Below are 18,703 nucleotides of genomic sequence, written 5' to 3' on the forward strand. Positions count from 1 at the left end.
ATCGGATGTCATGAGCGGTGGAGCGACGGGGCGGCTCAGACCTCGAGCAGCTCGGTCTCCTTGTTCTTGACCGCCTCGTCGATGCCGTGGACGTGCCTGGCGGTGAGGTCGTCGAGCTCCTTCTCGGCGCGGCGCACGTCGTCCTCGCCGGCCTCGCCGTCCTTGGCGATGCGGTCCAGCTCCTCCTTGGCCCGGCGTCGCACGTTGCGGATCGCGACCTTGGCGTCCTCGCCCTTGGACCGCGCCACCTTGACCAGGTCGCGGCGGCGCTCCTCGGTCAGCTGGGGGAACACCACGCGGATGATCTGGCCGTCGTTGGTCGGGTTGACGCCGAGGTCGCTGTCGCGGATGGCCTTCTCGATGGCCGACAGCTGCCCGTTGTCGTAGGGCTTGATGACCGCCATGCGCGCCTCGGGCACCGTGATCGAGGACATCTGCGGCACCGGTGTGGGTGTGCCGTAGTAGTCGACCAGGATCTTGTTGAACATCGAGGGCGCGGCCCGCCCGGTGCGCACCGAGCCGAGGTCCTCCCGCGCGACCGACAGGGCCTTGTCCATCCGCTCCTCGGCGTCGAGCAGGGTGTCGTCGATCACGGGTCTCTCCTCCTGGGGCGGCGGAGCGTCTCCGCCGCGGGTGTCGCGGGTCTGCGGGTGGCGCCCGCCGGGTCAGGCCGGGTCGCTGATCAGCGTCCCGATCTTCTCACCTGCCACCGCCCGAGCGATGTTGCCGTCACGCAGCAGGTTGAAGACGACGATCGGCATCCGGTTGTCCATGCAGAGGCTGATGGCGGTCGCGTCGGCCACCTTGAGCTGCTTGGCGAGCACGGTCGCGTAGTCCAGGTCGTCGTACATGACGGCGTCCGCGTTGTGCCGCGGGTCGTCGTCGTAGACGCCGTCCACCCCGTTCTTCCCCATGAGCAGCACCTGGCACTCGATCTCCAGCGCGCGCTGCGCGGCCACCGTGTCGGTGGAGAAGTACGGCATGCCGGCACCGGCGCCGAAGATCACCAGTCGGCCCTTCTCCAGGTGCCGGATGGCCTTGCGCGGGATGTAGGGCTCGGCGACCTGGCCCATGGTGATCGCCGACTGCACGCGGGTCTCGAGGCCGGCCTTCTCGCAGAAGTCCTGCAGCGCCAGGCAGTTCATGACCGTGCCCAGCATGCCCATGTAGTCGGCCTTGGTGCGGTCCATGCCGGCCTGGGACAGCTCCGCCCCGCGGAAGAAGTTGCCCCCACCCATGACGACGGCGACCTGGGCGCCCTTGCCGACGACCTCGGCCAACTGCGTGGCGATCCCCCGGACGATGTCGGCGTCGACCCCCACCCTGCCGCCGCCGAAGGTCTCCCCCGACAGTTTGAGCAGGACCCGCTTGTAGCCGGCGCGGTCGGCCGGCTGGAAGGCGGTGGGTGCGGACAGGGGCACGGCGGCGGTGTCGGTCAAGGTCATTCCCTCGCTCGGTGGCGGTTCCCCTGATCCTGCCGCATCGGGTGCGACAGCTCTCCGCGGGCGGGTACCCGCGGACGGGGCCGGACAGGCCACCGGCCCCGTCCCGGGGAGCGGGACGGGGCCGGTGGTCGGCGTTCTCAGTGGTGCGCGGGCCGGTCGGTGGGCCTCAGGCCTGGCCGACCTCGAAACGGACGAACCGCTCCACGGTCAGGCCGGCCTCGTCGAGGATCTGCTTGACCGTGCGCTTGGGCTCGGTGATCGACGGCTGCTCGAGCAGGACGAAGTCCTTGTAGTAGGCGTTGACCCGACCCTCGACGATCTTCACGATCGCCTGCTCGGGCTTGCCCTCCTCCTTGGCGGTCTGCTCGGCCACGCGGCGCTCGGTCTCGACGACCTCGGCCGGGACCTCGTCGCGGGTCAGGTACCGCGGGCGGGCGGCGGCGATGTGCATCGCCAGGCTGCGGGCGGCCTCCTCGTTGCCACCGCTGTACTGGACGGCGACACCGATGGCCGGGGGCAGGTCGGTGGCCCGCTTGTGCAGGTAGGTGGAGGTGGTGCCCTCGAAGACGGCGAACCGGGAGATCACGAGCTTCTCGCCGATGCGGGCCGACTCGGCCTCGACCAGCGAGGCCACGGTCTGACCGTCGACCTCGGCGGCCAGCAGCGCCTCGACGTCGGCCGGCTTCTGCTCCAGCACGACGTCGAGCAGCCGCTCGGCCAGCTTGACGAAGTCGGCGTTCTTGGCGACGAAGTCGGTCTCGCAGTCCAGCTCCAGCAGCGCGCCGTCCTTGTTGACGACGACGCCGTTGGTCGTGGAGCGCTCGAGGCGCTTGCCGACGTCCTTGGCGCCCTTGATGCGCAGCAGCTCGACGGCCTTGTCGTAGTCGCCGTCGGCCTCGGTGAGGGCCTTCTTGCAGTCCATCATCCCGGCGCCGGTGGCGTCGCGGAGACGCTTGACGTCGGCAGCGGTGAAGCCAGCCATGTCACTTCCTTCTCAGATGTGGTGGGGCGGGGCGCACGGCCTCGCGGAGTGCGGTGGGAGGTGGCCCCGTCCTCCTCAGCCCGGGTGTACAGGGGTGAGGAGGACGGGCCCTCCCTCAGCCGTTCTGGGCGCCCTGGGTGCCGGTCGCGGTGTCGCCGGTGGCGGGGACACCCTCGACCGGGGCGACCTCGTTCGCGGTGACCTGCGGCGCCTCGGCCGGGGTCTCCGGGAGCGGGGTGGCGCCAGCGTCGGCCTGCTGGCCGGTGAGCAGCTCGCGCTCCCAGTCGGCCAGCGGCTCGTCGCCACCGATGGCCGGCTGCTCGCCGTCCTCGCGACCGGCGTTGGCCTGCGCGGCCGAGCGGGCCATGAGGCCCTCGGCCACCGCGTCGGCGATCACGCGGGTGAGCAGGGCGGCGCTGCGGATGGCGTCGTCGTTGCCCGGGATCTTGTAGTCGACCTCGTCGGGGTCGCAGTTGGTGTCGAGGATCGCGACGACCGGGATGCCCAGCTTGCGGGCCTCGCCGACGGCGATGTGCTCCTTCTTGGTGTCCACGATCCAGACGGCGCTGGGCACCTTCTGCATGTCGCGGATACCGCCGAGGCTGCGCTCGAGCTTGGCCTTCTCGCGGCTGAGGACCAGCTGCTCCTTCTTGGACAGGCTGACCAGCACGCCGGTCTGCTCCATGTCCTCGAGCTCCTTGAGTCGCTGGAGCCGCTTGTGCACGGTCTGGAAGTTGGTGAGCATGCCGCCCAGCCAGCGCTGGTTGACGTAGGGCATGCCGACCCGCTGCGCCTGCTCGGCGATGACCTCCTGCGCCTGGCGCTTGGTCCCGATGAACAGGATCGAGCCACCGTGGGCGACGGTCTGCTTGACGAACTCGTACGCGTTGTCGATGTACCCGAGCGTCTGCTGCAGGTCGATGATGTAGATGCCGTTGCGCTCGGTGAAGATGAAGCGCTTCATCTTCGGGTTCCAGCGACGGGTCTGGTGCCCGAAGTGCACGCCGCTGTCGAGCAGCTGCTTCATGCTGACGACTGCCATGGCCGCAGCCTTCCTGTGTGCGCGCGGCCGCCGGGCGGCCGCGCTCCTCGGTTGTCGCGGGCACCGGGTGGTGCTCCGCCCTGGCGTCCGGGCGCCACACCACCCCGCGGGAGGACCGTGGGGACCGAGGTGGCGACCGCCCCGCCGTCGTGCGGCGGGAGTGAGGACGCGCGAAGTCGACCCGCACGAGACGGGTCGCACCGAGCAGCATACGCCCCACTCGGCCGTCCCCCTCCCCAGAGGCCGGGCGCATCCACAGCCCGCCGGTCCCCGCCCGCTGCCGCCCCGGCCCGCGGCAGGGTCCTCCCGTGCGTGTCCTGACCGTCGCCCTCCTCGCCGCCGCCTGGCTACTGGCGCCGGCGCCCGCCCTCGCCGAGCCCGGGGCGCCGTCCGCCGCCGCACTCTGGGTGCGGCCGCTGGAGGGCGCGGTGACCCGGTTCTTCGACCCCCCGCCGGACCGCTACGGCTCCGGCCACCGGGGCGTGGACCTGGCGGGCTCCCCCGGGGCGGTGGTCCTGGCGGCCGGGGACGGCGTCGTCGCCTTCGCCGGGTCGGTGGCCGGGCGGCCGGTGGTCAGCGTCGACCACCCCGGTGGCCTGCGCACCACCTACGAGCCGGTCACGCCGGGCGTGGGCGCGGGGCAGGCCGTGACGCGGGGCTCGCCCATCGGCACCCTGGCCGAGGGGCACGCCGGGTGCCCGGCGGCGGCGTGCCTGCACTGGGGGCTGCGCCGCGGCGAGGCCTACCTCGACCCGCTGTCGCTCCTGCGTCCGCCGGAGGTGCGGCTGCTGCCGATGGGGTGAGCGCCGCCGGCGCCGGTGAGGCGGTACGAGCGCGCGACCCGGTGGGCTCCTGGCCGCTCCGTCGTCAGGCGGCGGGGGCTCGCCGTCGGGGGTCGGGGTGGCGGGACGCCGACTCCTGCCCCGGTCTGACCGGCAGCGGGGCGTGCCGGAGGACCACGGCGACCGTGCCGGCCGTCAGCCGGTGTGGGCGGGTGGTCGTCAGGCGATGTCGGCGAGCTTGGTGCGCAGGTGCAGGACGGCCTTGGTGTGCAGCTGGCAGATCCGGCTCTCGGTCACGCCGAGCACGCGCCCGATGTCGGCGAGGGTGAGGCCCTCGAAGTAGTAGAGGCTGACGACGACCTTCTCCCGCTCGGGCAGCTGCTCGACGGCGCGGGCCAGGAGCTGGCGGGCCTCCCCGTGCTCGGCCATCGCCTGCGGGTCCAGGGCGCTGGTGTCCTGCAGGGTGTCGACCAGCCGGGGTGCGCCGCCCTCGTCGTCGGAGAGCAGCTCGTCGAGGGCGACGACGTTGACCAGGGAGAGCTGGCCGAGGAACTTGCGCACGTCCTCGACGTCCATGTCCATCTCCGCGGCCACCTCCTCGTCGGTGGGGCTGCGGCGCAGCCGGCTCTCGAGGGTGGCCACGGTCCGCTCGAACTGGCGGGCCTTCATCCGGACCGAGCGCGGGATCCAGTCGGTGCTGCGCAACTCGTCGATGATCGCGCCGCGGATGCGCGCCATCGCGTAGCTCTCGAACTTCACCTCGCGGGAGGGCTGGTACCGGGTGATCGCGTCGATCAGCCCGAACGTCCCGTAGGAGACGAGGTCGGCCTGCTCGACGTGTGCGGGCAGGCCGCTGCCCACGCGGCCGGCGACGTACTTCACCAGCGGGGCGTAGTGCAGGATGAGCCGGTCCCGCAGCCCGGGGTCGCGGTCGGCCACGTAGTACGCCCACAGCTCGGCCAGCGCTGCGTCGGCGTCGCCGTGGGTCTCGTCACGCCGGTGGATGGTGGCCTCGGGCACGGTCGCTCTCCCGACTGGTCGGAGGCCTGCCGTCGGCGGCCTCGGGGTGGGCACTGCGGTGTGGGGCGACTCGATCGAGCGCACCTCAACTGTGTCAGACACGGGGAGCACTCCGCTCAGGCGCGCGGGTGCGCCTGGGCGTGGACGGCACGCAGGCGCTCAACCGTCACGTGCGTGTAGATCTGGGTGGTCGCGAGGCTGGCGTGACCCAGCAGTTCCTGCACCGACCGCAGGTCCGCGCCACCCTCGAGCACGTGAGTGGCGGCGGAGTGCCGCAGGCCGTGCGGCCCGATGTCGGGGGCACCCGGCACGGCGGCCATCGCGGCGTGCACCACGCGGCGCGCCTCGCGGGGGTCCAGCCGCCGTCCGCGGCGGCCGAGCAGCAGTGCCGGCCCCGACTCGGCGGTGGCCAGGGCGGGTCGCCCGCGGGTGAGCCAGGCGTCGAGCGCGCGCTCCGCAGGGACGCCGTAGGGGACGCTGCGCTCCTTGCGGCCCTTGCCCAGCACCCGGAGCAGGCGGCGCCCACGGTCGACGTCGTCGACGTCCAGGCCGACCAGCTCGCTGACCCGGATGCCGCTGGCGTAGAGCAGCTCGAGCACCAGGGCGTCCCGCAGTCCGACCGGTTCCTCGGCCCCCTGGGCGGACTCCAGCGCGGTGCGCGCCTGGTCCGGCGCCAGGACGTCGGGCAGCGCGCGGTGGGCCTTGGGGCTGACCAGCCGCAGGCCGACGTCCTCGGGGGTCAGGCCGGCGCGCCGCAGCCATCCGGTGAACGAGCGGGCCGCAGCGGCCCGCCGCGCGGTGGTGGCGCGGCCGGCGCCGCGCGTGCGGCCCTGGGCCAGCCAGCTGCGCAGGGCGGTGAGGTCGAGGTCGTCGACGCGGGTGCCGCCGCGGCGGGCGAGGTGGTCCAACAGCCAGACCGCGTCACCGACGTAACCGCGCACGGTGTGGTCGGACAGGTCCCGCTGGGTGCGCAGGTGCTCCTCGTACCCGGACAGCGCCTCCGCGAGCGCCGGCGGCAGGGCTGCGCGCGCGTCGACGGTCCGGGCGCTCACCCCGGAACCGTCCGTCGCCGCCCGCCGGGGGTCAAGCCGCCGCGCCGACCCCGGTCCCCGCCCGCTGCGTCACCGGGTGTCGAGGCCCTCCTCCGGTCGGGCCAGCCGCCAGCCGGTGCCGGTCCACTCCACCAGGTCGGCCAGCTCCAGGGCGGGCAGCACCCGCAGGACGTCGAGGACGTCGCACCCGGCGACGGCGGCCAGGCGCTCGGGGCTGACCCCGGCCCGGACCGGACAGGCGTCGAGGACCCGTACCGCGACGTCGGAGAGCCCGTCGCGTCGGTCGGCCGGCCGCGCCGGGAGCTCGGCGAGGTCCTCCCCCAGCCGGCCGACCGCCTCGACGACGTGGCCGGCATCGCCCACCAGCACCGCGTCCAGCTCGGCGTCGCGCAGCAGGTCGTGGCACCCCACCGACATCGCCGAGGTGACCGGACCGGGCACCACCATCACCGGCCGGCCCAGCCGGTGGGCCCGGCGCGCGGTCGCCTGCGCACCGGACCGGGCGGCGGCCTCGACGACGACGGTGCCGCGGGTGAGGCCGGCGATCAGCCGGTTGCGCACCAGGAAGCGGTGCTTGTGCGGAGCCGCGCCCGGCGGCCACTCGCTGACCAGCAGTCCCTCCTCCGCGATGCGGTGGAACAGGGCGCCGTGCGCCGCGGGGTAGACCCGGTCGATCCCACAGGCCAGGACGGCGATCGTCGGGGCCCCGGTGGCCAGCGCACCCCGGTGTGCCGCGGCGTCGATCCCGAAGGCGCCCCCGGAGACCACCGTCCAGCCGCGCTCCCCCAGCTGGTGCCCGAGCTCGCCGGCCACGTGCTCGCCGTAGGCGGTCGACGCCCGGGAGCCGACGACCGCCACCGACCGGTCGACCAGTGCGTCGAGCCGGGCCGGCCCGCGCACCCACAGGGCGAGCGGTGGCACGGGTGCGGTGGTGCGGGGTGACTGCCGGCGGGGGTCGGCGGACTCCTCGCTGGTGGCGACGGTGAGCGCGTGCAGCAGCAGACCGGGCCACTCGTCGTCCTCCGGGACCACGAGGCGCGCTCCGCACCGCTGGGCCCGCAGCAGGTCGGCCGCGGTCGTGTCCTGGTCCACCCGCGCGCCCACGAGCGCCCGGACGGCGTCGGGGGCGCGGCCACTGCGCAGTCGCCGCACCGCCTCCACCGGCCCGGCGTCCTCGACGAACCGCCAGAAGACGACGCTGCCCGGTTCGGCCGCCCGGCTGAGCCACGCCCGGGCGCGCCGCACGGCCGGCGGAGCGTCCCCGTCACCCCCGAGCGGCTCGACGAGCCCCCGCTCCATGTCCTCGTCCAGGCCGGGCACGGCGCTCATGCCGCCACCCGCTGCAGCCGCATGCCGAGGGCCTCGGCCACGTCGTCGGCGCCGGGGACCGCCCGGCCCGCCAGGTCGGCGAGGGTCCAGGCCACGCGCAGCACCCGGTCGTGGCCACGCACCGACAACGCCCCGCGCTCCAGCGCCCGCTCGACCAGGTGCAGCGCCGACCGCGGCGGTGACCAGCGGTCGCGCAGCAGCCGACCAGGGACGTGGCTGTTGAGGGTCAGCCCCGTGCCGTGCAGCCGTGCCGCGGCCGCTGCGCGCGCCTCCTGCACCCGCCCGGCCACCACGGCCGTCGGCTCCGGCGCCGAGCCGGCCTCCAGCCAGGCGGCGCGGGTGACCGCCGGGAGGTCCACCCGCAGGTCGATGCGGTCCAGCAGTGGCCCCGACAGGCGGGACCGGTACCGCCGGCGCTCCAGGGCGCTGCAGGTGCAGGCGGCGTCCCCGGCCGCGCTCGCGCAGGGACACGGGTTGGCGGCCAGCACCAGCTGGGTGCGGCACGGGAACGTCGCGGCACCGCTGGCCCGCGAGATCGTCACCTGGCCCCGCTCGAGCGGCTGGCGCAACGTGTCGAGCACGGCCCGCGGGAACTCCGGCGCCTCGTCGAGGAACAGGACGCCACGGTGGGCGCGGCACAGCGCCCCGGGACGGATCACCCCGGAGCCCCCTCCGACGAGCGCGGCCATCGTCGCCGAGTGGTGCGGCGCCTCGAACGTGGGACGGGTGACCAGCGGTGCGTCCGGCGGCAGCGTGCCCGCCACGGAGTGGATCGCGGTGACCTCGAGGGCCGCCTGCTCGTCGAGCTCCGGCAGCAGGCCGGGCAGCCGCTCGGCGAGCATCGTCTTCCCCGCACCCGGGGGCCCCGTCAGGAACAGGTGGTGCCCGCCCGCCGCCGCGACCTCCACCGCCCGGCGGCCGACGGCCTGGCCGACGACGTCCCCGAGGTCGGGCCCGGGTGGGGGCGGCGCGAGCGGACGGCGGGTGTGCCGGGGCAGCGCGCAGACACCCTTCGCGTGGGCGACGAGGTCGGCGAGGGTGCCGACGGCGAGCACCTCGACGCTGTCGACCAGGGCCGCCTCCTCGGCGTTCCCGGCCGGCACCACGACGGTCCGGTGGCCCGCCCGGGCCGCGGCCAGGACGGCCGGCAACACGCCCCGGACCGCACGCACCGAGCCGTCGAGCCCCAGCTCACCGAGGAGCACCAGGCCGCCGACGGCCTCGGCGGGGACCGCGCCGTCGGCGGCGAGCACCGCCATGGCGAGGGCGAGGTCGAACCCGCTGCCCTGTTTGGGCATCGACGCCGGCGACAGGCCGATCGTGATCCGCCGCAGGGGCCACCGCCCGCCGGTGTTCACCACGGCCGCCCGCACGCGGTCCACCGACTGACGGACCACGGCGTCGGGCAGGCCGACGAGGACGACGCCGGGGACGCCGGCCGACATGTCGACCTCGACCTCGACCACGGCCCCGTGCACGCCGGTCAGGCCGACGGACCACGTGCGCGCCAGCGTCACGAGAACGCCGCCCGCAGGTGCGTGACCACCGCGGGTACCGCCGGCCGGACGAGCACGCCGACCACGTCGAAGCGCAGTTCGGGCGCGTGCTCGTCGTGGGCGGCCAGCCACCGCTGGGCGAGGGTCCGGAGCCGGCGCTGCTTGACCGCCCCCACCGCCTCCACCGGGTGCCCGAACCCGACCGCCCGGCGGGTCTTCACCTCGCAGAAGACGAGGGCGTCGCCCTCGCGGGCGACGATGTCGAGCTCACCGTCCCGGCAGCGCCAGTTCCGGTCGAGGACCCGCAGCCCCCTGTCCGTGAGGTACGCGGCGGCGATGCGCTCGCCGTGGGCGCCGAGATCCGATGTCGTTCGCACCCGCCGACCGTCGGCCGCGGGCGATCCCGCCACCACCCTCGCGACCGGTCTGTGGACAGCCGCGGGGCTGTGGATCCGCCGCGACCGCGATCAGCCGGGCACGGGCACCCTCCGAGGGGTGTCAGGTCAGGCGTGGTCCCTCGGGCAGCTCGAGGTCGGGCTTGTCCAGCTCCTCGACGTTGACGTCCTTGAACGTCAGCACCCGCACGTTGCGCACGAACCGCGCCGGGCGGTACATGTCCCAGACCCAGGCGTCGGAGAGCTTCAGCTCGAAGTACACCTCGCCCCCCGCCTCCCGCACCTGCAGGTCGACGGCGTTGGCCAGGTAGAAGCGCCGCTCGGTCTCCACCACGTAGGTGAACTGCCGGACGATGTCCCGGTACTCGCGATAGAGCTGCAGCTCCATCTCGGTCTCGTACTTCTCCAGGTCCTCGGTGCTCATCGTGGCTCTCCGGACACATGGCGCATGGGTCCATCATCGACCATGTCGGCCGAGCCGGTCAGCTGGGATGCCCGTTCGGCGTGTGCGGCTCGGGCGCGGGCCACGTTGACGAAGCGCATCCGGTGCTCGGGGCAGGGGCCGTGACGGTCCAGGGCGGCGCTGTGCACGTCGGTGATGTAGCCCTTGTGGCCGGCGAAGTCGTACTCGGGCCAGCGCTCGTGCAGGTCCAGCATGATGCGGTCCCGGGTCACCTTCGCCAGCACCGACGCCGCCGCCACGCAGGCCGCCACCCGGTCGCCCTTCCAGACCGCGAGCGTCGGCCGGGCCAGCCCGGGGACGGGGAACCCGTCGGTGAGGACGTAGTCCGCGCCCGGGTCGAGGTTCCACACCGCCCGGCGCAGCGCCTCGATGTTGGTGACGTGCATGCCGCGGGCGTCGAGGTCGGCCACCGGGATGACGACGACCGACCAGGCGACGGCGCGGTCGAGGATCTCGTCGTGGACCCGCTCCCGCGTCGCCGGGGAGAGCAGCTTGGAGTCGGCGAGCCCCGGCACCCGCCCGCGGCGACCGGGGGGCAGCACGCAGGCCGCGGCGACCAGGGGGCCGGCGCAGGCGCCGCGGCCCGCCTCGTCGGCACCGGCGACGGAGGCGAAGCCGCGGCGGCGCAGGGACCGCTCCATCTCCCAGAGGGCATCGGGGCGGTCGTCGACCGGCGCCGCCCTCCGGACGCGCGCGCCGGGAGCGGCGGGAGCTGGGGTGGGACTCAGGACCATCGCGGTCCGACAGTACGACCCGGGAGCGACGGGACGGCGCCTCCCCCGGCGCCGCCGGACCGGTCGTGGGCGGCGGCGCCGGGGGACCGGCCGCGTACCCCACCGAGCGGCGGGCGCGGTGGACACGAACCCGACGGTGGAGGTGCGCTCAGCCGTTCCGCATCGGGAGACGCCACGGGCCGGCCCCCGGGGTCGCGGGGAGCCGGCCCGTGGACGGTCGGGCCGCCGGGCGGCCCGGTCGACGCCCGGCGGACCGCCGAGGAGGCGGACGGTCCGGACGGGCGTCCCGGTGTCCTCGCCGGTGGCAGCACACCACGGGCGGAACCCGGAGTCGGGGGATCAGACCTCGGCCGGGGCGGCCGGCGCGAGGCTGTGGGCGCCGCAGGTGCACCCACCGTTGCGGGAGGAGAGCACCAGGGAGACCGCGTGGGCCCGGTCGCGGGCACCGAGCTTGCGCAGGATGGCCTTGACGTGGGACTTGACGGTGTCCTCGCTGATGAACAGGTTGCGGCCGATCTGCCGGTTCGACTGGCCCTGGATCAGCTCGTCGAGGACGTCGGACTCACGCCGGGTCAGCGGCACCTCCGGCGCGAAGGGCTTGGCCGCGGGGGTGGCGGAGGGCTCGACGCGGCGGATCTGCGGGTCCACCACGGTGCGGCCGGCCCGCGCGGCCAGGATCGCCCAGCCCAGCAGCGTCGGCGAGGTGTTGATCATGAGGTAGCCGCGGACGCCGGCGGCCAGCGCCTCGTTCACCACGGCGGGGTCCTCGGAGGTGCCGACGGCGACGATCGTCACCCGCGGGTTCCGGCGGCGCAGGTCCCGGCAGGCGTTGAGCGTGGCGGCACGGCCCTGGCCGAGCTCGACGACGACGGCGTCGGGGCGGGCGGTCTCGAACAGGGTCAGCGCGCGACGCAGTTCCCCCGGCGTCCCGACCGACTGCATGCCGGCGGTCTCGTTGATCATGCTCACCAGGCCCCGGCGCAGGACGGGGGCGTCGGCGAGGATGAGCACGCGGGTGACGCCGCGGGCGGTGCTACCCAGGGGTGCGGACACAACTGACTCCGTTTCACACAATCGGGAACTCTCACCACATCCATCGGACGGGTGAGGCCGCTGCTTGAACCCTTTTCCGAGAATTCTCGGGAGAATTCGGAACGGACTCCCCGGACCCCTTCCTCCGTAGTCGCAGTCACACCGGTAACGCGGCAAATGGTGACCGGTTAATGGATGTCGACATGCCGATGCCATTCTCGGGGCGGGATCGGACGCGCCCGCAGCCGACGAGACCCGCCGTCCCGGGTCGGGAGGGCGGGTCTCGGACCTGCGGGAGCGGGTCAGCCGCGGCGGGCTCGCCGGCGTCGCCGCCAGGCGGTCAGGGGGACGGCCCCGACCAGCCCCAGGGCGTAGGGAGCGGCGAGTGCGGTCGCACCGGACTCCGGCACCGCCGACCCCGCACCGGACGCGGACGCCTCCGAGCCCTGGATGTCGGGTGAGTCGAGGGTGTCGAAGCGCTCCAGCGGCCACACGATCAGGGCGGCCTTGCCGATGACGTCGTCCACGCCGACCGTGCCGGCGTACTGGTCGCCGACGTGGACGCGGGAGTCCGCCGACGCCGACCGGTGGTCGCCCATGACCCACAGCCGGCCCTCGGGCACCGTGACGGGGCCGAACGCCCGGCTCTCCGGCGGGGTGTCCTGGTAGATGTAGGGCTCGTCGAGCGGCTCGCCGTCCACGGTGACCCGGCCCTCGGCGTCGCAGCACTGCACGGTCTGCCCCTCGGTGGCGATGACCCGCTTGACGAAGTCGTCCTCGCTGGGCGGGGCCACGCCCACCGCCCGCCCGAGCCACAGGAGCGCACCGGAGAGCCAGTTGCCGGGCTCGGCGACGTCCACCTCCGGCGACCAGGTGTCCGGCCCCTCGAAGACGACGATGTCGCCGGGCTCCGGCTCGCCGAACCAGTAGGGCACCTTGTTGACCAGCACCCGGTCACCGGTGCAGCCGGGGCACCCGTGCAGCGTGCGCTCCATCGACCCGGAGGGGATGAAGAAGGCCTGGACGAGGAAGGTCTTCACCAGGAGGGCGAGGACGAAGGCCACGAGCAGCAGCACGGGCAGTTCCCGCAGCAGCGAGCCCTTCTGCGCCTGCTGACGCTCACGTCGCCGCAGCCGGCGGGGAACGCGGCCCACCGGCCCGGTCACCTCGCCGACGCGGCCCCCGCCGGCTGCCTCGGCGGCTCCGGCCCCGCGGGGCTCCTCGCCCTCCGGAACGACGTCGGCGGGCCTCCCGGGCCGGTCACTGCTCATCGAGAGCAGCGTACGGCCGCGGGAGACCCGCCGTACTGAGCCGGGGAACCCGGCCGGGAGCGTGTCAGCGAGAGACGGTCTCGCGCTTCTCCTTGATCTTGGCGGCCTTGCCGCGCAGCTCGCGGAGGTAGTACAGCTTGGCGCGGCGGACGTCACCGCGGGTCAGCACCTCGATCTTCTCGACGACCGGGGTGTGCACCGGGAAGGTGCGCTCCACGCCGACACCGAAGCTGACCTTGCGGACGGTGAAGGTCTCGCGGATGCCACCGCCCTGACGGCGGATGACCACACCCTGGAAGACCTGGATGCGCGAGCGGTTGCCCTCGATGACGCGCACGTGCACCTTGACGGTGTCGCCCGGGCGGAACTCGGGGATGTCGTCGCGCAGCGAGTCGGCGTCGAGTACGTCCAGGGTGTTCATCGCGGCAGTCCTGTCCTAGCGGTTACGTCTTCTGCGGTGCGGACAGCGAGCGGCCCCGGCTGTCCGATCCGGGGAGCTGCGCTCCGGGAGGAGGTCGGAGTCGAGGAGCCGACGGTCCGCAGCAGCTCTCTACTGTGCCACATCTTCAGCCGACGAAGCGCGGCGGCCCCGCCCACGGGCCCGCCAGCAGTTCCGGCAGCAGCGTCGCCAGCTCCCGTGGGGCCATGGGGACCGGGCTCGCGGCGACCTCCGCGGCGGTCCACCAGCGGTGCGGCTCCTCCCCCAGCAGTTCCAGCTCGGTGCGGCCGCTCGGGTCGACGTCGTGGACGACGTCGCGCAGGACGAAGAAGGTCTCGCGCGAGTCGATCTGCACCCCGGCGAACGGGCCGACGTGTCGCCGGAACCACACCGGGCCCTCCAGGTCGTCGGGCTCGACGACCAGTCCGATCTCCTCGGCCAGCTCCCGGACGGCGGCCGCGCGCACGCTCTCGCCGTCCTCCACGCCCCCGCCGGGGGTGTACCAGAACAGCACCTCGCCCGGCGGGACGGCGGGGTCGGTCAGCCGGGCGCCGAGCAGCAGGACCCGCCCGGCGGGGTCCAGGACGACGACCCGGGCCGTCGGACGCACCCACGCGCGGTCGCTCACGGCCCCTCGAGCGCCGCCCGGTCGGCAGGCGTGAGCGCGTCCTCGGGCAGGGCGGCCAGCAGGTCGGGACGGCGGGCCGCCGTCCGGCGCAGGGACTCCGCGCGCCGCCAGCGGGCGATCGCGGCGTGGTCGCCGGAGAGCAGCACCGGGGGCACGTCGTGGCCCCGCCACGAGGCCGGACGGGTGTAGGACGGCCCCTCGAGCAGGCCGTCGGCGTGCGAGTCGAGCTCCACCGACTCCCGGTTGCCCACCACGCCGGGCAGGAGGCGGGTGACCGCCTCGACCATGACCAGCACGGCGGACTCGCCGCCGGCGAGCACGTAGTCGCCGATCGAGACCTCCGACACCGGGCCCGCGTCGGCCGCCCAGTCGGCGACCCTCTGGTCGATGCCCTCGTAGCGGCCGCAGGCGAAGACCAGGCCCGGCTCGGCGGCCCACTGCGCCGCCGTGGCCTGGGTGAACGGGCGTCCGGCGGGCGTGGGCACGACCAGCCGGGTGCCGGGCCGTCGGACCGCGTCCAGCGCCCGCCCCCACGGCTCGGGGCGCATGACCATGCCGGGGCCGCCGCCGTAGGGGGCGTCGTCGACGGTGCGGTGCAGGTCGTCGGTCCACTGCCGCAGGTCGTGCACGCCGATGCTCACCAGGCCGCGCTCGGCGGCCTTGCCCAGCAGTGACTGGCGCAGCGGCGCGAGGTACTCGGGGAAGATCGTGACGACGTCGATCCGGTAGCCGGCCACGTCGGGATGGTCCTGCGCCTGTCCGTTCACAGGTCCAGCAGGCCCTCGGGCGGGTCCACGACGCAGAACCCGCCGGCCAGGTCGACGGTGGGGACGATCGCCGTCACGAAGGGGACGAGCAGCTGGCCGCCCCCGGCCCGGCGGACGACGAGCAGGTCGGCGCCCTCGTGACGTACTGCAACGACCTCCCCGAGCACGGTGCCGTCGGGGAGGCGGGCGTCGAGGCCGACCAGCTGGTGGTCGTAGAAGGCGTCCGGGTCGTCGAGCTCGGGGAGGTCGGCGACCGGGACGTGCAGCTCGGTGTCGCGGTACTCCTCGGCCACCTCACGGCTGTCCACCGCGCGGCCGCCGGGGCCCTCGAACTGCAGGAGGAGCACCTCGCGGTGCCAGCGCCGTCCCGTGACGGTCAGCGGCCCGCGGTCGGCGGGGTCGGTCCGGAGGACCGCCCCGGGGGCGAACCGGAGGTCGGGGTCGTCGGTGCGGACCTCGACGGTCACCTCACCACGGACACCGTGGGGCCGGCCGATGCGGCCGACCACCACGGTGTCGGTGGGGTTGCTGGCGTCTGCGCTCAACGAGGAGAGGACTCAGCGCCCGTCGGTGTCGACGACGTCGACCCGCAGGCCGCGCCCCCCGACGCCGGTCATCACGGTGCGCAGCGCCTTGGCGGTGCGGCCTCCGCGGCCGATGACCTTGCCGAGGTCGTCGGGGTGCACCCGGACCTCGAGGGTCTTGCCGCGACGGTTGCTGAGCAGGTCGACCGTGACGTCCTCGGGGTGGTCGACGATGCCCTTGACCAGGTGCTCGAGCGCCTCTTCGAGCACGTCTTACTCGGCGGGCGTCTCGGCGGCGTCAGCCGCGTCGTCGGCCTTGGGCGCGGCCTTCTTCTTGGGCGTGGTGGCGCCGGCGGCCGGCTCCTCACCACCGGCGTTGCGGACGGCCTCCTCGTAGAGCGCCTTCTTGTCCGGCTTCGGGGCGGCGACCTTCATGGGCGGCGGGGCGGGCTCGCCCTTGAACTTCTGCCAGTCACCGGTGACCCGGAAGATGGCGGCGACGGCCTCGGTCGGCTGGGCGCCGACACCGAGCCAGTACTGCGCGCGCTCGGAGTCGACCTCGATGTAGGAGGGGTCCTCCTTCGGGTGGTACTTGCCGATCGTCTCGATCGAGCGACCGTCCCGCTTGGTGCGGGCGTCGGCGACGACGATGCGGTAGTACGGGGCGCGCATCTTGCCCAGGCGCATGAGCTTGATCTTGGTGGCCACGGTGTGTGGTGTTCTCCTCGAACGCAGGTCGTGTGCCCGCCCGTGCGGCGCGTGGGGGTACGCCGGGGGCGGTGCGGCTGGACACGGCCGGCAACGGTGAGAGGGCCGCCCACCGCCGTGTTCGACCGTCCATTGTGCCAGACGGCCGAGGGGATCCCGTCCGCCGGCGGACGGCCCCCTCCGGAGGCTCCCGTCGAGCCCGCGAGCCGTGCGGAGGACGGGGCCCTCCCTCAGGCCGGCTGCACCTCCACCAGGTTGTCGGAGAACGTCGGCGCCCGGCCCAGGTCGGCGAAGACCGAGGGGCTCAGCGCGTTCACCGTGGCGCCGCCGGCGTGCTTGCGCCAGCCGCCCATCGGGGAGACCACCACGCCCGGCGCGACGTCGTCGGTCACCTGCAGCCGCGCGGCGAACCGGCCCCGGTCGTTGACGACGTGGACCGGCGCGCCGTCGGCCAGCCCCCGGGTCGCGGCGTCCCGCGGGTGCATGTGGACGACGGTGTCGCCGCCCTGCACCCGCTGCTGCCCCGGCCGGTCGGCGAAGCTGGAGTTGAGGTAGGCGTGCGACTTCGGCGACAGCAGGGTCAGCGGGAACGGCCCGCTGCCGGGCGCCTCCCGGGGCGGGACGTAGTGCGGCAACGGGTCGACCGGCTCCCCCGACTGGTGCTCGGTGGAGCCCTGCCGGAACAGCGGCAGGACGAAGTTCCCGCCTGCGGCGGCCGAGGAGAGGAACTCGACCTTCCCCGACGGCGTCGGGAAGCCGCCCTCGGCGTGCGGCGCGTACTCGTCCGGGCCGGGCAGCCGCAGGCGGGCCCAGCCGTCACGCTCGAGCGTCTCGGGCGTGATGCCCTCCAGCACCGGCGACGACCAGTCGAACGCGACCTCGATCATCTCCTCGTCGGTGCGCGTGAAGACCGGCTCGGTGAACCCCATCCGCGCGGCCAGGCGGCGGAACAGCTCGGTGTTGGACACCGCCTCCCCCAGCGGCGCGATGGCCGGGGTGTTCATGGTCACGTAGAGGTGGCCCCACGAGAACATCAGGTCACGCTGTTCCAGTTGGGTGGTGGCGGGCAGCACGATGTCGGCGAAGTCGGCGGTGTCGGTCATGAAGTGCTCGCTGACGACGGTGAACAGGTCCTCCCGCGACAGCCCGGCGACCATCTCGTCCTGCTCGGGGCAGACCACCACCGGGTTGCTGTTGTAGACCATCAGCGCCCGGATCGGCGGGTCGAGCGCGAGCCTCCCGGTCAGCGCCCGGCCGAGCAGCCACTGGTTCACCACCCGGGTGCCGGGGCGGATGAACTCCGCGCCGAGGAAGGCCGGGAAGTTGACGGGGAACGCCCACAGGGGGAGCTGCAGCAGGCCGCCGCCGGGCCTGCGCCACGCGCCGGTGAGCGCCGGCAGGCAGGAGATGGCCCGCACGGTCTGCCCGCCGCCGGCGTGCCGCTCGATCGCCACCCCGATGCGGATCACCGACGGGCTGGCCGCCGCGTACTCACGGGCCAGCGTCCGGATGTCGTCGGCCGGGATGCCGGTCTCGCCGCTGGCCCATTCCGGCGTGTACTGCCGGACCCGCTCGGCGAGCTCCTCGTACCCCACCGTGTACCGGGCCACGTAGTCCTCGTCGGTCAGCCCCTCGCCGATGATCACGTGCATCATGGCCAGTGCCAGCGCACCGTCGGTGCCGGGGCGGATGGGGATGTACCAGTCCGCGTGTCGCGCCGTCCGGTGCCGGACCGGGTCGATGACGACGACCTTGGCGCCCCGGCGCTGCGCCTCGGCCACGAACGGCCACAGGTGCAGGTTGGTGCTGAGCATGTTGTTCGCCCAGATGACGATGTAGCGGGCGTGCACGAACGACTCCGGGTCGACGCCGGCGGTCGGGCCCACCGTCATCGCGTACGCGGTGCACGAACCCGAGTCGCAGTAGGTGCGCTCGCTGATGGTGGCGCCGAGCCGGTTGAAGAACGGGTCGCCGACGTTGAGCCCGTTGAGGATCCCCTGCGTGCCCAGGTAGCTCACCGGCATGATCGCCTCCGGGCCGGAGGTCTCCGCGATCTCGGTGAAGCGGGCGGCGATCTCGTCGAGCGCGGCGTCCCAGGAGATCCGCTCGAACCGGCCGCTGCCCTTGGGGCCGGTCCGCCGCATCGGGTACAGCACGCGGTCGGAGCTGTAGACGGTCCGCTCGTAGTCGTTCATCTTCACGCACAGCCCACCGCGGGTGAACGGGTGCGAGCGGTCGCCCCGCAGGCGGGTGGCGACGCCGTCCACGACGGTCACCTCGAACGCGCAGGTGTCCGGGCAGTCGCACGGGCAGGCGCCGTGCACCGTGGCCGTCCCCGGCATCGGTAGGTCGGTCAGCGTCATGGGGCCCTCCTCGCTCGGGGCCGGTCCGCGCCGGCGTCCGGTGCCGCCGATCGTGGCGCGCCCCCGCGGCACGGACTCGACGCCGCGTGCCAGGCCCTCGACGACCAGCGCCGGACCGTCGGGTGGCAGCCGCGCCTTCCACCCGGCCGTGGCGCGTGGCAGCCTCCCTCCCGGACCGTCGTCCCCCTGGTCCGCATCGGTGCCGCGCAGGCGCGCGGCCGACCGTCAGCG

At 74.2% G+C, this 18,703-nt stretch carries 21 protein-coding genes; 1 reads left to right on the plus strand and 20 read right to left on the minus strand.

What is annotated here, in order from left to right; all coding sequences use genetic code 11:
* Window positions 1–35 precede the first annotated feature (35 nt).
* From frr to rpsB, 4 genes are all read right to left on the minus strand, one after another.
* Window positions 36–593, minus strand: a complete 558-nt coding sequence (gene frr / locus ACI78V_RS06900; protein ID WP_456850092.1) for a ribosome recycling factor — start codon at window positions 591–593, stop codon at window positions 36–38.
* Window positions 594–665: 72 nt separating this feature from the next.
* On the minus strand, window positions 666–1,445 hold the full coding sequence (gene pyrH, locus ACI78V_RS06905) for a UMP kinase (RefSeq protein WP_456850093.1): 780 nt from the start codon (window positions 1,443–1,445) through the stop codon (window positions 666–668).
* 166 nt (window positions 1,446–1,611) lie between these two features.
* Window positions 1,612–2,427 carry a translation elongation factor Ts gene (gene tsf, locus ACI78V_RS06910; protein WP_456850094.1) on the minus strand — a complete coding sequence of 272 codons (816 nt, stop codon included), beginning with the start codon at window positions 2,425–2,427 and terminating at the stop codon, window positions 1,612–1,614.
* Between the two features lie 115 nt (window positions 2,428–2,542).
* Complete coding sequence (gene rpsB / locus ACI78V_RS06915; RefSeq protein ID WP_456850095.1) at window positions 2,543–3,469, minus strand: 30S ribosomal protein S2; 927 nt, start codon at window positions 3,467–3,469, stop codon at window positions 2,543–2,545.
* A 308-nt stretch (window positions 3,470–3,777) separates the two neighbouring features.
* On the opposite strand from rpsB, the gene ACI78V_RS06920 reads away from it, so the two are divergent.
* On the plus strand, window positions 3,778–4,272 hold the full coding sequence (locus ACI78V_RS06920) for a murein hydrolase activator EnvC family protein (RefSeq protein WP_456850096.1): 495 nt from the start codon (window positions 3,778–3,780) through the stop codon (window positions 4,270–4,272).
* A gap of 198 nt (window positions 4,273–4,470) precedes the next feature.
* Here the strand turns inward: ACI78V_RS06920 and whiG are convergent, their stop codons facing one another.
* From whiG to ACI78V_RS07000, 16 genes are all read right to left on the minus strand, one after another.
* Window positions 4,471–5,271, minus strand: a complete 801-nt coding sequence (gene whiG / locus ACI78V_RS06925; RefSeq protein ID WP_456850097.1) for an RNA polymerase sigma factor WhiG — start codon at window positions 5,269–5,271, stop codon at window positions 4,471–4,473.
* A gap of 116 nt (window positions 5,272–5,387) precedes the next feature.
* Window positions 5,388–6,323, minus strand: coding sequence for a tyrosine recombinase XerC (locus ACI78V_RS06930; RefSeq protein WP_456850098.1), 936 nt, complete (start codon window positions 6,321–6,323; stop codon window positions 5,388–5,390).
* Between the two features lie 69 nt (window positions 6,324–6,392).
* Window positions 6,393–7,652 (minus strand): DNA-processing protein DprA, encoded by a 1,260-nt coding sequence (gene dprA, locus ACI78V_RS06935; protein ID WP_456850099.1) that lies wholly within the window; start codon window positions 7,650–7,652, stop codon window positions 6,393–6,395.
* A complete protein-coding gene (locus ACI78V_RS06940; protein WP_456850100.1) occupies window positions 7,649–9,169 on the minus strand; it encodes a YifB family Mg chelatase-like AAA ATPase in 1,521 nt (506 codons plus the stop codon). Before ACI78V_RS06940 ends, dprA begins: the two co-directional genes overlap by 4 nt.
* Window positions 9,166–9,525 (minus strand): YraN family protein, encoded by a 360-nt coding sequence (locus ACI78V_RS06945; RefSeq protein WP_456850101.1) that lies wholly within the window; start codon window positions 9,523–9,525, stop codon window positions 9,166–9,168. The genes ACI78V_RS06940 and ACI78V_RS06945 overlap by 4 nt, the downstream gene beginning before the upstream one ends.
* A 121-nt stretch (window positions 9,526–9,646) precedes the next feature.
* Entirely contained in the window at window positions 9,647–9,967 is a 321-nt protein-coding gene (locus tag ACI78V_RS06950; RefSeq protein WP_097208899.1) for a DUF2469 domain-containing protein, read from the minus strand.
* On the minus strand, window positions 9,964–10,647 hold the full coding sequence (locus ACI78V_RS06955) for a ribonuclease HII (protein WP_456850102.1): 684 nt from the start codon (window positions 10,645–10,647) through the stop codon (window positions 9,964–9,966). Before ACI78V_RS06955 ends, ACI78V_RS06950 begins: the two co-directional genes overlap by 4 nt.
* Before the next feature lie 432 nt (window positions 10,648–11,079).
* Window positions 11,080–11,793 carry a LuxR C-terminal-related transcriptional regulator gene (locus tag ACI78V_RS06960; RefSeq protein WP_456850103.1) on the minus strand — a complete coding sequence of 238 codons (714 nt, stop codon included), beginning with the start codon at window positions 11,791–11,793 and terminating at the stop codon, window positions 11,080–11,082.
* Between the two features lie 281 nt (window positions 11,794–12,074).
* On the minus strand, window positions 12,075–13,043 hold the full coding sequence (gene lepB / locus ACI78V_RS06965) for a signal peptidase I (protein ID WP_456850104.1): 969 nt from the start codon (window positions 13,041–13,043) through the stop codon (window positions 12,075–12,077).
* A 64-nt stretch (window positions 13,044–13,107) separates the two neighbouring features.
* A complete protein-coding gene (gene rplS, locus ACI78V_RS06970) occupies window positions 13,108–13,464 on the minus strand; it encodes a 50S ribosomal protein L19 (RefSeq protein WP_012949994.1) in 357 nt (118 codons plus the stop codon).
* Between the two features lie 145 nt (window positions 13,465–13,609).
* Window positions 13,610–14,110 carry an NUDIX hydrolase gene (locus ACI78V_RS06975; RefSeq protein ID WP_456850105.1) on the minus strand — a complete coding sequence of 167 codons (501 nt, stop codon included), beginning with the start codon at window positions 14,108–14,110 and terminating at the stop codon, window positions 13,610–13,612.
* Window positions 14,107–14,847: a tRNA (guanosine(37)-N1)-methyltransferase TrmD gene (trmD, locus tag ACI78V_RS06980; protein ID WP_456850106.1), complete on the minus strand. Its 741-nt coding sequence runs from the start codon at window positions 14,845–14,847 to the stop codon at window positions 14,107–14,109. The genes ACI78V_RS06975 and trmD overlap by 4 nt, the downstream gene beginning before the upstream one ends.
* Window positions 14,848–14,873: 26 nt before the next feature.
* A complete protein-coding gene (gene rimM, locus ACI78V_RS06985; protein WP_456850107.1) occupies window positions 14,874–15,422 on the minus strand; it encodes a ribosome maturation factor RimM in 549 nt (182 codons plus the stop codon).
* Between the two features lie 12 nt (window positions 15,423–15,434).
* Window positions 15,435–15,671, minus strand: coding sequence for an RNA-binding protein (locus tag ACI78V_RS06990; RefSeq protein WP_012949998.1), 237 nt, complete (start codon window positions 15,669–15,671; stop codon window positions 15,435–15,437).
* Between the two features lie 3 nt (window positions 15,672–15,674).
* Entirely contained in the window at window positions 15,675–16,109 is a 435-nt protein-coding gene (rpsP, locus tag ACI78V_RS06995; protein ID WP_456850108.1) for a 30S ribosomal protein S16, read from the minus strand.
* Window positions 16,110–16,339: 230 nt separating this feature from the next.
* On the minus strand, window positions 16,340–18,472 hold the full coding sequence (locus tag ACI78V_RS07000; RefSeq protein WP_456850109.1) for a molybdopterin-containing oxidoreductase family protein: 2,133 nt from the start codon (window positions 18,470–18,472) through the stop codon (window positions 16,340–16,342).
* Window positions 18,473–18,703: the final 231 nt, after the last annotated feature.

The organism is Geodermatophilus sp. SYSU D00742 (assembly GCF_054049935.1).